11 protein-coding genes are annotated in these 15,049 nt (G+C 54.8%); 3 read left to right on the plus strand and 8 right to left on the minus strand.

Going from position 1 to position 15,049, the window contains the following annotated elements; genetic code table 11:
• Nucleotides 1-61: 61 nt before the first annotated feature.
• The 3 genes from ABD971_RS08780 to ABD971_RS08790 form a co-directional block, all read right to left on the minus strand.
• Nucleotides 62-358 carry a BMC domain-containing protein gene (locus tag ABD971_RS08780; RefSeq protein ID WP_339941957.1) on the minus strand — a complete coding sequence of 99 codons (297 nt, stop codon included), beginning with the start codon at nucleotides 356-358 and terminating at the stop codon, nucleotides 62-64.
• Between the two features lie 107 nt (nucleotides 359-465).
• Nucleotides 466-1,209, minus strand: a complete 744-nt coding sequence (pduL, locus tag ABD971_RS08785) for a phosphate propanoyltransferase (protein WP_339941956.1) — start codon at nucleotides 1,207-1,209, stop codon at nucleotides 466-468.
• 9 nt (nucleotides 1,210-1,218) lie between these two features.
• Nucleotides 1,219-2,076 (minus strand): DeoR/GlpR family DNA-binding transcription regulator, encoded by an 858-nt coding sequence (locus ABD971_RS08790; protein WP_345321250.1) that lies wholly within the window; start codon nucleotides 2,074-2,076, stop codon nucleotides 1,219-1,221.
• 482 nt (nucleotides 2,077-2,558) lie between these two features.
• Here ABD971_RS08790 and ABD971_RS08795 point away from each other — a divergent pair, with 482 nt between their 5' ends.
• Nucleotides 2,559-3,353, plus strand: coding sequence for an SDR family NAD(P)-dependent oxidoreductase (locus ABD971_RS08795; RefSeq protein WP_339941954.1), 795 nt, complete (start codon nucleotides 2,559-2,561; stop codon nucleotides 3,351-3,353).
• Between the two features lie 155 nt (nucleotides 3,354-3,508).
• On the opposite strand, the gene rimI is transcribed toward ABD971_RS08795, so the two are convergent.
• The 3 genes from rimI to ABD971_RS08810 all read right to left on the minus strand — a co-directional run bounded on the left by rimI (nucleotide 3,509) and on the right by ABD971_RS08810 (nucleotide 7,173).
• A complete protein-coding gene (rimI, locus tag ABD971_RS08800; RefSeq protein ID WP_339942039.1) occupies nucleotides 3,509-3,985 on the minus strand; it encodes a ribosomal protein S18-alanine N-acetyltransferase in 477 nt (158 codons plus the stop codon).
• A 443-nt stretch (nucleotides 3,986-4,428) separates the two neighbouring features.
• Nucleotides 4,429-5,595: a trans-sulfuration enzyme family protein gene (locus ABD971_RS08805; protein WP_339941953.1), complete on the minus strand. Its 1,167-nt coding sequence runs from the start codon at nucleotides 5,593-5,595 to the stop codon at nucleotides 4,429-4,431.
• A gap of 240 nt (nucleotides 5,596-5,835) precedes the next feature.
• Nucleotides 5,836-7,173, minus strand: coding sequence for a trans-sulfuration enzyme family protein (locus ABD971_RS08810; protein WP_345321253.1), 1,338 nt, complete (start codon nucleotides 7,171-7,173; stop codon nucleotides 5,836-5,838).
• 472 nt (nucleotides 7,174-7,645) lie between these two features.
• On the opposite strand from ABD971_RS08810, the gene ABD971_RS08815 reads away from it, so the two are divergent.
• Both ABD971_RS08815 and ABD971_RS08820 read left to right on the plus strand, forming a co-directional pair.
• On the plus strand, nucleotides 7,646-9,703 hold the full coding sequence (locus ABD971_RS08815) for a PQQ-binding-like beta-propeller repeat protein (RefSeq protein WP_345321255.1): 2,058 nt from the start codon (nucleotides 7,646-7,648) through the stop codon (nucleotides 9,701-9,703).
• A gap of 390 nt (nucleotides 9,704-10,093) precedes the next feature.
• On the plus strand, nucleotides 10,094-11,227 hold the full coding sequence (locus ABD971_RS08820; protein ID WP_345321257.1) for an NHL repeat-containing protein: 1,134 nt from the start codon (nucleotides 10,094-10,096) through the stop codon (nucleotides 11,225-11,227).
• A 303-nt stretch (nucleotides 11,228-11,530) separates the two neighbouring features.
• On the opposite strand, the gene ABD971_RS08825 is transcribed toward ABD971_RS08820, so the two are convergent.
• Nucleotides 11,531-12,673 carry a sialidase family protein gene (locus ABD971_RS08825; RefSeq protein WP_345321258.1) on the minus strand — a complete coding sequence of 381 codons (1,143 nt, stop codon included), beginning with the start codon at nucleotides 12,671-12,673 and terminating at the stop codon, nucleotides 11,531-11,533.
• 556 nt (nucleotides 12,674-13,229) lie between these two features.
• On the minus strand, nucleotides 13,230-14,966 hold the full coding sequence (locus tag ABD971_RS08830) for a hypothetical protein (protein ID WP_339941948.1): 1,737 nt from the start codon (nucleotides 14,964-14,966) through the stop codon (nucleotides 13,230-13,232).
• Between the last annotated feature and the right edge of the window lie 83 nt (nucleotides 14,967-15,049).

Here is a 15,049-nt window from a genome sequence, read left to right on the forward strand (position 1 = left end):
GGATTGGGGTTTTAATGAGAGGACCGGCAGGGCGATTCGCCCCGTCCGCCAGAAGTATCAACTACTTCTTCGCTGGAGCCGAAAGTTTCAGGACCTTGCCCAAGTCATCGTGAGGGCGAGGAATCACCTGCACGCTGACGACTTCACCAATACGGCCTGCTGCAGCAGCGCCGGCGTCAGTGGCTGCTTTGACAGCAGCAACGTCGCCTGTGACGAAAGCGGTGACCAAACCGCTGCCGACTTTGTCCCAACCGAGGAACTGAACATTGGCAGCCTTCATCATCGCGTCGCATGCTTCCATCAGAGCGATAAAGCCCTTCGTCTCGATCATGCCGAGCGCTTCACTAACTTTTGCCATAGGAGTATTACCTTAGGAGGAGAGGAACTAACTGAATGGATAGGAGGTTATGTTTGAACGAAAAATCAAACGCGTGAGCCGACGGCGCTAGCCGCGGGACCATCGTTTTAGTGGTTTTTGCAGGCACAATCGTCTTTGCGAAGTAGCACTTCGGTTGCCGCTTCGAGGTTGCACGCATTGCCTTCGTCGGTGTCGATATGCACTTCCAGCTTCGCCGCTTCATCGGCTCGCACCAACACGTCTTCGAATACGACGCTGCAATCGGGGCTCTTGATTTTTAACTGCATCATGTCGCCGTTCTTGACGCCAAAATGATCGGCGTCGGCGAAGTTCATGTGAACGTGTCGGGCTGCACGAATGACGCCTTGATCCAGCTTGACGGTGCCCGCAGGGCCGACCAACACGCAGCCCGGAGTGCCGTCAATTTTGCCGCTGTGACGAACCGGTGCGTTGATGCCGAGCGAGATCGAATCGGTCAGCGCCAACTCGACTTGGCTAAACGGACGCGTTGGCCCCAATACTCGCACGTTCGGTAACATGCGGCGGCGCGGCCCAACGACCATTACGGTTTGCTTGGCGGCGTAAAAGCCGTCTTGATACAGATCCTTGTCAGGCTCCAGCACGCTGCCGGCGCCAAACAAGATCTCGACGTGTTCGTCGGTCAAATGGACGTGGCGGGCCGAAATACTGACTCGCAAATTGGGTTTGCCATCGACCCAACCCGGAGGCGTTTTTGCGGAGACACCCGCGTAGCCATTCGACGACTTGCCGGCGGCAGCACCGCCCATCGACGCCATCACGGCGCTGCGGACGAGGTGTTCGATACGATTGCGATCGATTGTTTGCGTCATTGCTGTGTTTTAACTTTGTTGTTTTGTGTCCATGTCGTTAACGCCCTGGTCGTTCAGCCCCGCGGCATTGAGCCCGGTTCGCGACGCGTCCTGTTCATTTCGCCCCGACGGATTCGCCAAGACTAGTCCGACCCCCGACGTTTCCAAACGCTCTTTCCACTCAGAATCAATTCCTGAATCGGTCACCACGGCATTCACTTCGTTTAACCCGCATAACCGGCTCAGACTTACCTTGCCAAACTTGCTGCTGTCAGTCACCACGATCGATTGGTCCGCCGCGGCGATCATCGCTTTTTCGCTTTCCACCAGCATCATGTCGCTGTTGAAATAGCCTCGTTCATTGATCCCTGCGACCGACAGAAATGCCTTTCCCACGTTCAGCGTGTGAAGCATCGAGTCGGCCATCGGGCCAATCGCCACTGCGGTTCGCCCGCGAACACAACCGCCGATCATGATCAAATCGATCGATTCACTCGAGGAAAGCAGGTGAGCCACCGGCAAACTGTTCGTCACCACTTGCAGCGGCCGTTTCACTAAATGCCTAGCCAACTCGTAAGTCGTGCTTCCTCCGTCGAGCAAAATCGTGTCGTGATCATCGATCAACTCCGCAGCCACCAAGCCAATGGCACTTTTGGCTGGCCACATCGTGTCTCGACGATTGCCAAACACTCGCATCGTCGCGGTCTTACCCGTCCAGAACACACCGCCGTGCGTCCGCCGAGCATCGCCCGCCTTCTCTAACTCTTCTAAATCGCGGCGAATGGTCGATTCGCTGACCTTCAACGTCTCGGCGAGTTCTCCGAGTGCCGCAAAACCACGGGTCTGGATCAACTCGCGGAGCCGGTCTCGTCGTGATTTTGTTGTCACTGGGGCCTCCTAACCACGAAGTCTTCCTAAGCCGCGTATTTTACTATGAGTGATAGTTTTCTATCATTTTTGCCGGAAATCAATCACCTATCTGGCTCTATGGGAGCTTTTTTGCAAACTATTTGGAAGCTTTGAGCATTTTGGCGTGTGTCCGGGATCGACCGCCGAGAGCATTTTCAGTGGCGAAGGAGAGCGAAATCGCCGACGACTGCTGTGGCAGAGAATCTCAGGCCGGCGTGAAGCGACAAGCTGGCTGCGGAAGCGGCATGAATCGGGTATCGTCGTTGGCTGCTAAATTTTGTGAGTCGTGGGCCGTCAGGCACCGGGTAACGGATAAAACCCGGCCGCTTACAAAATACCCGGCCGCTTACGCGTGTCGGCTCACAAGGCCGACACGCCGTTACCAAGATTCAGCACACACAAGCTAGCGTCACGCCAAGATCGCGGAGTAATCCGTGCCCACCTAAAAACCAAGAGACAAGATGAGCAATTTGAAAGGCAAACGGGCCGTTATCAGCGGCGCTTCACGGGGAATCGGACGCGGCATTGCGATCCAGCTTGCCAAAGCGGGCGCCGACGTGGTGATCAACTACCGCAGCCACGAAGGGGAAGCCGACGAAGCGGTTGCGGCGTGCGAAGCCCATGGAGTCCGCGCGTTCAAAGTCGCAGCCGATTTGGCCGACCAACAGCAAACTGAAGACCTTGTCGATCAAGCGGCCGAGCTGCTGGGCGGCTTGGATATCGTGGTGAGTAATGCCGCTTATAGCGATCGTCACACGATGTTGGCGTCCGATTTGGACGAATTTCGCAAGACGATCGACATCAGTATGTGGGGCGCGTTCTATCTGATCCGCCGCGGTGCGCAGAAGCTTGTTGATGCCGGCAACGGCGGCAATCTTGTCGTCATTAGCAGCCCCCACGCTCACATCGCGATGCCCGGTGCAATGGCCTATAACATGGCAAAAGCCGCGAATGACCAAATGGCGCGGACCGCCGCTTGCGAATTGGCTCAGTACGGTATCCGCTGCAACATCATTCACCCAGGCTGGACCAATACTCCGGGGGAACGCAAGTTCTTTAGCGAACAGACGCTCGAGCAAAAGGGCAGCGAATTGCCGCTCGGACGGTTGGGTGAACCCGAAGAGATCGGTCGCGGCGTCGTTTTCTTGTGCGACCCTGCTAGCCAGTACATTACCGGCAGCACAATCACCATCGACGGCGGCATTCAATTGCCGTTCAAAGAGATGTACCGCGTTGAAGAAGCCAACGCCAGATAACGCCATCGTGGGATAGACTTCTAGCCTGTCATTACAGCATGTATTCGCCGATGACACGGTTGAAGGCTATTTCACATTCGATCAGCGAAACTCGTCGCGAGTTTCGCTGCGGTGGATGGAATGCAAATGACAGGTTTGAAACCCATCCCGCATTCTTAGCCGGCCATTCGCGTGATGCGATTGTGTGGCTGTGCAAGTTCTTCGACGGATGCTTGATAGCGGTACTGCATCAAGTAGGCGTCTTCGATTGTGTCTTCGTAGAAATCACGGAGCACCGAGATTGCTTTGAAGCCAACCGATTTGAAGAACAATTGGGCTTCGAGATTGGTCTCGCGAACTTCCAACATGATTCGGTTGCGGCGTTCGTGCGACAGTTTGCCCAGCAATTTGCTTAGCATCGCATGGCCGACCCCACGACGACGGGCGTCGGGATGCACCGAAAAGTTTAGGACGTGCAATCGGTTCTTGTGAAGTTCATAGATCATGAACCCAACAACTTGGTCGTCCACTTCGGCGACCATACCGATGCAATTGCGTTGACGAAGGCAGCGAATGAAGTCTTCTTCGGTCCAAGCGAACTCAAAGCTCTTATTCTCAATGCCCAGGACCGCCGGCATATCGCGGCGAATCATCCAACGAATGTGAGTGTTTACAGCCTGCTTGGTATCCATGCTGGACTCCTTTCCACCTGAATGAACCAAATGACCTCAGGGGTGGCTTGCCCTCATGGCGTCCCCAAGGTGCGAAAATAATGTCGTCACCAACGACAAGCGAAGATTAGCAGATGCCCTAAAATGGACCAATACAGAATGTGATCTGTCTGAGAATTTCTCAAAAACGTTTCATGCTATCGCAGAATTCACGTGAAATTCACGCGAAACGCAGTGTTTTTGCGACACTTCAAGGTGGACGTCCACACTGTTTCGCAGGCTTCTGCCTGTGAAATTAATGAAAAAGGGAGCCCAACGCTGTGAACGATCTCGTAGCGGAACTCGTCAACAGTTTCGGGGGATTTTGCTGGCGGACGAAAGTCTTGACGACTTCCACTACGCCAAAGAAGAGAATTAATACGTCCTTAGCCGATTGCTTGCGCCAAATCGTTTCGCAAATCTTCGAACGATTCGAGTCCCACGGACAACCGAATCAGTCCATCGGTGATGCCAAACTTTTCGCGATCCGCCGCATCGTAGCTGGCGTGCGACATCGTCGCGGGCTGCTCGATCAACGATTCGACCGCGCCCAGGCTGACGGCCAAATGAAACAGTTTGGTCGATTCGCAAACCTTGGCGGTTTGCTGTTTATCCGCGTCCAATTCAAACGTCACCATGGCGCCGAAGCCTCCATCGAGCGTTTCGGCAGCAAGCGAATGTTGAGGATGCGAGGCGAGTCCGGGGTAGAGGACCGATTTGACTCTGCCGTGCGATTCGAGCCACTGCGACAATTGCAGCGCCGTCGCGGATTGTTCGCGGACTCGCAAATCGAGCGTTTTTAGTCCACGCGAGATCAGGAAACAGCTCAGCGGATCCAACACCGCCCCAGTCGCGTTTTGAATGTAATACAGTTGGTCGTAAAGCGATTTATCACTGACCGCCAACGTCCCCCCCAAACAATCACTGTGTCCGCCCAAGTACTTGGTAGCCGAATGCATGACGATGTCGATGCCACTTTCGAGCGGCCGAATCAGCGATGGGGTTCCAAACGTGTTGTCGACGCCGATCAAACATTTTTTCGCTTTGGCCACCTCGGCCAACTTGCGAAGATCGGGAATCGACAACCTTGGATTGCCGATCGTTTCAGCCCACACCAACTTGGTCTTGTCGGTGATCGCCGACTCGACTGCGGAAACATCGGTCATATCGACCAAGGTGACTTCGATGCCGGCACGATCACAAATTTTGTGCAGCAACCGATAGGCACCGCCGTACAAATCGCACCCCGCAACGACATGGTCACCGCTGCGAAGCAGCATCGTGACGCAGTGGATCGCCGCCATCCCGGACGAAAACGCGAGTGCCCCGCAGCCTCCTTCGAGTGACGCCAGCGTGGTTTCGAGGTTGCGTCGCGTTGGGTTTCCGCTGCGAGAGTAATCAAATTCGCCCCACTCGCCGGCGCCCGGTTGCTGAAACGTGCTGGCAAGGTGGATCGGTGGAACGACCGCCCCGGTCGCAGGGTCGACTTCGTTACCGACGTGAATCGCGCGAGTGCGAAAAGTTGTTTTCTTCAGGTCGTCAGAGTGATTCATGATGCCATGTCTGATTCAGCGTAGCGAAAGTCGCCAAGACTTTCGGAGAGAGAGAGTCGCCTTTTGCTCCGCAAAAGCAGCGTCCGAGCGGGAGGGATCGGTTTCGAGCCTGTCGCACACGGGATGGCTGGGAATACTTTGTCCAGCCTTCATTTCAGGGTAGTGGATCTTGCTAAAGATCCGGCAGCATGGGGGATCATTAGCAAGATCCACTACGGCCAGCCCTATCCCACATTGGGCTTATGCCTCGAGCGCTTGTGCCAAGTCGGCGATCAGGTCTTCGGTGTCTTCGATCCCGCACGACATACGAATCATGTTGTCGGCGATACCAAACCGGACTCGATCTTCGGGGGTGCAGTGATAGTAGCTCATCACCAACGGTTGCTCGATCAGCGATTCGACACCACCCAGACTGGCGGCAATTCGCGGGATTTTCGCAGCATCGACGATTCGCGATGTCTCTTCCCAATCAGCGTCCTTGACCGTAAACGTGATCAATCCGCCATAGCCGCGCATCTGTGCTGCCGCCGATTCGTACGACGGATGCGACTTTAGTCCCGGGTAATAAACACGGTCCACACGGGGGTGGGCTTCCAGAAATTCGGCGATCGCCAAACCGTTTTCGTTATGCCGCTGCATCCGCAGCGCAAACGTTTTTAAGCCGCGTTCGAGCAAGTACAAATTGTGAGGCGAATTGACTCCGCCGAGCACTCCACGCAGCGAACGAACCGATTCCAATTGTTCACGTCGACCGCAAATCACGCCGGCGAGCAAATCGTTGTGGCCGCCGAGGTATTTCGTTGCCGAATGCAGCACGTAATCGACGCCATAAGCGATCGGTTTGATGTTGAACGGAGTCGCCAAAGTCGCATCGATCAGCGTTTCGACTTCGTTGGACTTGCCAACCGCCGCGAATTTTTCCAAATCGATAGTTGTCAGATGCGGATTGGTCGGCGATTCGCTGACCAACATCTTGGTCCGTGGTGTGATTGCGGCTTCGAGAGCCTCGAAATCACCCGTCGGAACTTGGTGGGTCACGACGCCAAAACGCGACAGATGTTTTGCACAAAATTCGCGGCTGCGATGGTAACACTGGTCAAAGAAGACGATTTCGTCGCCACTGCTCAGCTTGGCCATCAACAGACCGACAATCGCGGCCATCCCCGAACTGTACAGAATCGCCTCTTCGGCCCCTTCGAGTGCCGCCAGCTTGGCTTCGACACTTTTTTCGTTGGGATTACCGTAGCGACCATACTCTTCACGTTCTTCTTCGCCATTGACGAAACGCAACAGCGAAGCAGTCGAGTCAAAGGTAAACGTCGACGCCGCATAGATCGGAGCGGTGATCGAACCTTCGGCTTTTTGCCGTTGTTCGCCGCTATGCACGCACTGGGTCGACGCACCGAGCGATTGCTCGTTGGCCAGCCCGCGGGGCGACGTTTTTGGAGAAGCGGGTTTGGCTGCGGAAGGGGTTTCCGAAGCACAGTCCACACCCGAGTTCGTGTCCGCTGAAAGCACGGAATCACTTGTGCGACCCAATTTGGTCGCGTCTGAATCAATCGTCATATTCTTTGTCATGGCTCTTTAGCAGGTTAGGCTGCAAGCGGCCGCAAATCCCAATGTGACGAACCTCCGCCGAGGTCGCCCATTCACGTTAGAAATAGGCTATCCGCCCAAGGGCAACTCGACAAGGGTTTTCCCAAAATTCCATCAAAGCTGGCTTTGTGGTCGATCGGTCGATTGACAGGACCGCCAAAGTTTCACATTTGCCCCCCCTATGGAGACTGCTGGTTTAGCGTAGTGGAAGTCGTCAACGGCTTTCGTTCCATGACGTGTGCCCCCGAAACTCTTGACGGGCTGTTGATTTAATCGAAATGCAAATCGCAACAGTGAGCCGTGGGCCGTAAGGCACCGGGTAGCGCGCGGGACCCGGCCGCTGACGCGTCGCGGCTCAGTAAATCAACATGCCGTTGACGAGTTCCGCTACGCAAAATCAGCAGCCATCTGTCGGCCGGATCTCCGCTCCGCTGCATTCCGGCCTACAAATTCCATGCTTGGCGTGGCGTCCGCTGCGGATGACAATGGCGACATGAGCTGTTGCCGAGAAACGTTCCGTGTCTGGATTCCGATGCTATGCCTGTTTTTTGGCTACTCGGCACTGGCGGAGGAATCTCGGCAAGGTTGGCCACATATTCGCGGCCCCCACTATGACGGCCGCTCCGCCGAAACCGGACTTGCCGACCAGTGGCCAACCGAAGGCCCCCCGGTGCTTTGGACAAAAGAACTAGGTCAGGGCTATTCCGGATTTGTGATCGCCGACGACCGAGCCTACACCCAATACCAAACGTTGACGGGCCAATTTGTGCTTTGCTTGGATGCCGAGACGGGGCAGACGATTTGGCGTTATCGCTACGATTGGCCTTTCCAGCCGACCGGGATGTACCCAGGCCCGCGTAGCACGCCGACGATCGCGGACGACCACGTCTTCTTCGCGACTCCCTCCGGCGCGGTTGCCTGTTTGTCTCGCCAAGGCAAACTCGTCTGGACGCGTGACTTGACCGCGGAACTGGGCGGCAAGGGAACCGAATTTGGCTACGCATGCTCGCCCACCGTGATCGATGGCAAAGTAATCCTGCCGATTGGCGCGGTCGGCGCCAGCATGGTGGCACTCGACCAAGCCGATGGATCGATCGTTTGGAAATCGGGCGATGAACCCGCCAGCTACACTCCGGCGATGCCGATCACGATCAACGGGCAATCACAAGTGATCGGATATCTCGAGAACGACTTGGTGGGATACGATTTGAAAACAGGCGAGCGGTTGTGGAGCGAGCATCTGTCCAGCGGTTACGACGAACACTCTGCTTGGCCGATCTACGACGAGCCCTATCTTTGGACCTCGGCCCCGTTCCAGGCGGGCTCGCAACTTTGGAAATTAAGTGGACGATCCGCCGAGGGCTCCGACGCCACCTGTAGCACAGTTTGGCAAAACCCTCTGATGTCCAACGATGTCTCCTCGAGTGTGTTGGTCGATGGCTACGTGTATGGTTTCGACGTCGCTGAGGCACAATCAAAAGCTCATCGACCGACGCGAGGCTGTTTCCGTTGTCTCGACTTTCTGACCGGGCAACAACAATGGGCCAACGGCATCGCAAAAACGCGTCGAAAAACAGATTTTGAATCCAACCGCGATGCGGCAGTCGTGGGGCACGCCAGCGTGATTGCAGCCGATGGCAAACTCTTTTTGCTTAACGATCTCGGTGACTTGATTTTGGCCGAAGCGAACCCCCGTCAATACATCGAACGAGGCCGAGTGCGTGTGTTGGGAGGCGAGATCAGCTGGACCGCACCGGCATTGGATCAAGGCCGCTTGTTGGTGCGAAACCATGGACGCGCGGTTTGTCTGTTTGTCGGTGAACCTGGATCGCAAACGTCCAGCAACTGGACGACCGCAGCCGATGTGCCGCAAGGCCAAGTGCGAGACTACTCGTTACTGCTGGGCGTCGAACCCGAATACGCGATGGATCCGCCGACCTATCGTTGGCTGTGGAATTGGTATGTTTGTGGAGTGGCGATACTTAGTGTGGCGGGGTTGATTGCCGCGGTTACCGCCGTGCTATTACGCCGACGCGTCACCGCAGATCAATGCCGTGTTGTGTTCGTCGCAGTGGCGGTGTTCTTAGGGATCGTCGCTGGCACTCCGGCGAGTATCGCGACAGGCGATTTCGTGTTTAGCTGGCCGGTGGCACTGTTTGCCTTGTTTGCATTGGCGATCCAGCGGAGCGAGATCCGCCGTCCACTTCGATCACCGCCGGATGGCACAACGAACCAGTCAAACTTGATTTCGCGAAGCAGTTTCGTGGTCTTTCTGATCGCTTGCGTGATCTATTTCGTTGCCTGTCGGCAGATGAGTTTAGTGACCCAGTGGTCCTTTCTGTGGGGATTCTGGGCAGCCGCTCTCGCCCTTGTGACGACGCGTTATTGGCAAAACCGAAAAGGGTGGCATTCACGCGTGATCGAGTGGGTGATGATTCAAATCGCGTTCGGACTCTTTTTCGGATCCACGGCATGGTTGTTGGATTACCGTTACGATTTGGTTTGGTCTTAAGCCAAAGACAGCGATAGCCACGTTGCCACCAGCACAACCCTAACCCACACCGCACCCGGTCAACGAAGCGACATCATTTGTTGTGTGCTTTTGCACGACAAAAAAATGGGTGACAAAAGCATAAGAAACCAAAAGTCCGGTCAGTCAATCTTTTTGCCACCCCTGTTTTTGTCGAATCGATGCGGTCCACGTTGTGCAAACGACTACCGAAAAAAAGGTTTGACCGACTTGTTTGCCAAGCTCGAGCATGATGTGATGGGCGAAACTCGCCTGCGAGTTCCGCGACCTCAGCCATAAGGGCTCAAGAAACAGTGACGCGGTGGTATACTGCGAGCCGTTTGCAAACGATTTTCCTCGTCGTCAATTCACCCTTTGCCAACTGGAGCCTCCATGCTTGACCGCCGATCCTTTCTTCGAAGCGGTGTCATTGCGTCAGCTGCTACCGCTGCGTTGACTCAATCCGTGGCTCTGGTCGACGCAGCAGCCAGCGATGATGGTACCGAATCAAACCTGATCGGACACGGTGACTTTCGCTACCGCGTCAACAAGGAATGGGCACAGGTCAATCCGTTCCGAACACCAATCGATAACTGTCACGAGATGGTGCAGGACTCGCGGGGGCGGTTGGTGATGATCGGTGACGACCCACGCAATAACATCATCATCTTTGACAAGGCCGGAAAGGTATTGGACAGCTGGGGCACTTATTGGCCCGGCGGTCATGGTCTGACTTTGGACGACGAGGGCGGAGCCGACATGCTTTACGTCAGCGAAAGTGGCTGGGCGCGGAGCCTTCAAGACGGAGTGACGATGGTCCGCCAAAACGGATACGTCGCCAAGATGACGATCGATGGCAAGATGATATTTACCATCAGTCATCCGATGACGGTTGGAGCCTACTCGCCCGAAATGCCATTTCAACCGACTGAAACGGCGGTGGCTCCCAATGGTGATATTTACGTTGCCGACGGATACGGCTCGGACTTCATCCTGCGGTACGACCAACATGGGAAATTCATACAGAAGTTCGGCGGACACGATAACGAAGACAAAAACTACAACTTGGCTAATGCGCACGGCATTGCTCTGGACAATCGAGACCCAGCCAATCCCCGACTGATCGTGACCAGTCGTTCCCAGCGAGCTTTCAAATACTTCACGCTCGATGGCAAGTGGCTGAAGACGGTGAATTTGGCCAATCTGCAGATCTGCCGACCAGTGATCCATGGCGATCTTGTCTACGCCGGGGTTTGCTGGAGTCACAACTTCGCCGAGGTCAAAACTGCGAAACCGTGGCTGTACCAGTCTGGATTCACCATGGTGATGGACAGGGACGATCGGGTGATCTCATGCCCCGGCGGCGAGCAACCCATTTACGAGGACGGGATTTTGCAACCGGTGAAACAAGACAAGGCAAGGACGTTCTACCACGGCCACGACGTCTGCATTGACGAAGATGAAAACGTTTACGTGTGCCAGTGGAATGGCGAACGTACCGCTCCGGTAAAACTCGAGCGAGTCTGATCAACAGACTTGCGTCCGAGTCTGTCCGACTGTCCCATTTTTTGTCGACCCTGCATTCATGAGCCGACGACGCTAGCCGCAGGCCTCTAAAACGTTCGTATTGACATCGGATATCAGGGGCGAGTTTTTCTTGCGGCCTATACGGCAGTTACCTCTCCACCGACGAAGTCGGGGGAGAGGTGGCAGAAAAACACCTCGTCTTACAAACACCTTCCCCAAAATCGCTCTTGGACAACGTGCCAGCCAATTCTATCGAGAGGACAAACCTGCCTGACAAGCCGACCGGGCCTATTCCGAATGGGGCTATTTCATCGGTTGTTTCTGATCGATCTCGTCAAGTTTGAATCGGGTCGTCACGACCGAGTGCTTTTCGGGGCCCGGTCGATATTTGATGTAAGTGGTGGCGACAAAGGTCCCATCAGGAAGCAACTCGAAGCCTGAATAGCCACAATCCCTACCTGCGTTGCTATGCAGCAGTTTGATTCGATACTGTCCCTGGCGGTCCGAGATGACATCCTCATACTTCCCGACCCAGGCTACAAAGTGACCGTATGTCTTGGAGCTCTTTGATGTGTCTCGCATCACCATCACCAAGCGTCCATCCGGAGCATAAAGCATCTTGGGACGGTGCCCCGTCAATGCTGCTGGAAGCAGTCGAACCTCGCTCCAGCTCTTCCCGTCATCGTTGCTCACCGAAAAGAGTGAGTGAAAATCTTCGTTGCGAAGCACCATGAGGAGCTGTTTTCCGTCCGGCGATCTGATCACCGCAGGCTGGCCCCAACGCGACTGGGTGCGGACCACTGGACGTTCGGGCGACCAGGTAAGACCGCCATCACGCGACTCGGCTTCCCAGATGTAAGGTTCGGCATCGGGGCGATTGGCGGCAAAAGGGCCTCGGCGGTCACACCACATCACCAAACGCTTGCCGTGGTCAAACGACATGATTGTCTTCGGCGCACACTCAGCCGTTAAACCGGTATCCTTCATCGGTGTCCACGTCGCTCCGCCATCTTCCGAGTACGCCTGTCGAAGTCGTCCAGGAAAGTCGAGGCCACCGAAAACAAAGATGCGTCCTTTGCCACCCGGATCGACCAAATAATGGATCGTTGGCGTCGTCTGGGTTACTTGCCGCCAGTTTTCAGGCACATCAAGCAAGTCGCTCCATGTCTTGCCGCCGTCATCGCTACGGGCCAGCGGACCGAGATGACCGGCGTGATTGATCGACCACGCGCAGTACATCGTCTTGCCGTCGGGAAGCAAAGCTGTGCAGGGGTGCCCTTGATAAATCTCAGCAGTGCCTTGGGCTACGATCGAGTGACGTTCTGTCTCACGCGAGATATCAATGGTCGGAATCGAAATCGTATCATGTGCCTCGAGGCTTAATTCTGTTTCACTGCCGCAAACCGAAGTCAAGCTGCCCCCCAAAAGCATGTTTGCAATAAGCATGATCGCAACGGACGACGTGCAAAAGGTTGGCCGCATCGTGATGAGGGACATCGATTTCCTGTGAGGGTGCAGATGGAATGGTTAAGAAAGTAGGACAGCCAATGCCCCGCTCGATCACGGGACAGGTCGCTGCGTTGGTGGACAAACGAGATATCAACGTGGTAAGCAAAGATCAAGTTGCTACGGTGGGGCGCAGGCCCACGGACAGATTCTCGTGGCTGACGGAGGTCTCAAGCTGGACAGTATAGACTTTCGAAGCACGCGGTGCTTGTTGACGAATTATCTCACGGAATCCCCAACGACGATGCGGATGTCCTCCAGTGGCGTGATTGTCGTTTTGTCTGGCAAATCATAACCCGAAGCGTCAGCAAGGGACCGCATCAAGATTCATTTGTGATGTTGCGTTTGATGACACACCTAGAAGCCTACTGCACATTAAAACGAAAAAAGCGGAGTGAGTCTCTTTTTGAGAGTCTCACCCCGCCTATTCGGAACACTAACGTCCTACGGTATTGCTCAGGCTTCCCTTGCGTCGGGCCTGATCAAATCCGTGTTTCTAGCAACCGCAAGCTGGAGCAGCTTCGCAACCGCAAGAAGGAGCTTCGTCGCAACCGCATGCTGCGTCGCAACCACAGTTGCCGTGGCTGAACAGACGACGGAGCAAGCCACGAACAGGGCCTTCAGTCGCTGGGCAGCAAACGGGAGCTGCTTCGCAGGCTCCGCAAGCATCGCCACAGCAAGAAGCTGGAGCACATACTTGGACTGGAACTTGCTTGCAAACAACTCGTGGAACACAACGTGTTACGGTGTAAGGCTCGCAAACTTTGCGGCACTTAGCAACCTTAACGGTCTTGGTGAAGCACTCTTTCTTGTAAGTGGTGCAGCAAACGGTCTTGGTGCGGCACTCAGGAACCATCGTGCAAACCTTGTAGCAAACTTCCTTTGTGCGGCATTCTGGTACCATTTTGCACACGGTGTAGTTGCAGGTCTTTTGACGGTTTTCGCAAACGATGTTGCAAGTGGTGTAGCAAACTTCCTTCGTGCGGCACTCAGGAACCATTTTGCAGGTCGTGTAGTTGCAGGTCTTTTGACGGTTTTCGCAAACCATCGTGCAGACTTTGTAGCAAACTTCCTTCGATCGGCATTCTGGAACCATCTTGCAAGTTGTCCAGTTGACAACCTTGCTTCGGCACTCAGGAACCATCTTGCAAACGGTGTAGTTTACAACCTTGGTGCGGCACTCAGGAACTCGCTTGCACACGGTGTACGGTACTTCGCGAGTACGGCACTCACGAACGTACTTGGTGCAGCAGATTTCCTTGGTTTCGCAAGTAGGAACCCAAACCTTCTTGGTGCAAGTGGTTGGGCAACCTTGAACACATTCAACGCGGCATTCGCCTGGGCAGTACACGCAGCGGCAAGTGCATGGGTCGTAAGTCCAAGTTCCGGGCTCACGAACCGTACGACGCATCATTTTGCCTGGGATCGTTTCAGTAACGGTGTCCCAGTGGCCACCTTTGACCTGAACGGTCTTGGTGTACTGCTGAGGAACGACAACGCTGTAGTTCTCAGTGCGAACGCGTTGTTCTTGCACGGTGTTGTAAACCGTGTAGTTGATCGTACGCGATTTTTGCTCACGAACAGGAACCATCACGGTGTAGTTGATGGTCTTGCTGTGGTTTTCACGCACAGGGTTCATGACGGTGTAGTTCACAGTCTTCGTGCGGGTTTCCCACACAGGCTTGCGAACGGTGTAGTTGATCACTTTTTGGTGAGTCTCGTACACAGGTTTCATGACGGTGTAGTTAACCGTCTTGGTGTGCTTTTCGTAAACAGGTTTGCGCACCGTGTAGTTGATCACTCGAGTGCGTGTTTCCTGAACAGGCTTCATCACGGTGTAGTTGATCGTTTTGGTACGATTTTCAACGTGAGGAACGTTCACGGTGTACTGAACTTCACGAGTCGTCGTGACAGGCACCATGCGGCTGCCAGTCACTTCTTGATCTTCGTAGTAAGTTTCGTTGCGTGTGCGGTAACGAGTTTCTTGAACTTGCTCGTAAACCGTTTCGCTTACGTTACGCATGACGGTGTAAGAACCACCAGCAACGGCACCGCCATCAACGATGGCTCCGTCACCAGCAACTGCACCTTCAGCAACGCTTCCGTCGGCAACTGTGCTTCCACAGCTGCTACAGCCTTCATAGCTGACTGCGCCGCAATAAGCAGCGCTCGCTGAGTTCACCCCGAAAACGATCGACAGGATCGTCAACGTAGGCAACAATAACCTTTTCATCTTCTAATCTCCACGGTAACAATACGGGTTTTGGACGTAGCTTTCCTGGACCAGCGCACTAGCAACTGGCCCGGCATCAAAAT

This window comes from Novipirellula rosea (assembly GCF_039541335.1).
Classification (GTDB): Bacteria; Planctomycetota; Planctomycetia; order Pirellulales; family Pirellulaceae; genus Novipirellula; species Novipirellula rosea.

What these genes read in the sequence shown, in the direction of transcription:
- ABD971_RS08805 (WP_339941953.1), bottom strand. Translation starts at nt 5,595, where the DNA reads ATGAATCACTCTGACGACCTGAAGAAAACAACTTTTCGCACTCGCGCG.
- ABD971_RS08830 (WP_339941948.1), bottom strand. Translation starts at nt 14,966, where the DNA reads ATGAAAAGGTTATTGTTGCCTACGTTGACGATCCTGTCGATCGTTTTC.
- ABD971_RS08820 (WP_345321257.1), top strand. Translation starts at nt 10,094, where the DNA reads ATGCTTGACCGCCGATCCTTTCTTCGAAGCGGTGTCATTGCGTCAGCT.
- ABD971_RS08810 (WP_345321253.1), bottom strand. Translation starts at nt 7,173, where the DNA reads ATGACAAAGAATATGACGATTGATTCAGACGCGACCAAATTGGGTCGC.
- ABD971_RS08825 (WP_345321258.1), bottom strand. Translation starts at nt 12,673, where the DNA reads ATGCTTATTGCAAACATGCTTTTGGGGGGCAGCTTGACTTCGGTTTGC.
- ABD971_RS08795 (WP_339941954.1), top strand. Translation starts at nt 2,559, where the DNA reads ATGAGCAATTTGAAAGGCAAACGGGCCGTTATCAGCGGCGCTTCACGG.
- pduL (WP_339941956.1), bottom strand. Translation starts at nt 1,209, where the DNA reads ATGACGCAAACAATCGATCGCAATCGTATCGAACACCTCGTCCGCAGC.
- ABD971_RS08780 (WP_339941957.1), bottom strand. Translation starts at nt 358, where the DNA reads ATGGCAAAAGTTAGTGAAGCGCTCGGCATGATCGAGACGAAGGGCTTT.
- ABD971_RS08815 (WP_345321255.1), top strand. Translation starts at nt 7,646, where the DNA reads ATGCTTGGCGTGGCGTCCGCTGCGGATGACAATGGCGACATGAGCTGT.
- rimI (WP_339942039.1), bottom strand. Translation starts at nt 3,985, where the DNA reads ATGATTCGCCGCGATATGCCGGCGGTCCTGGGCATTGAGAATAAGAGC.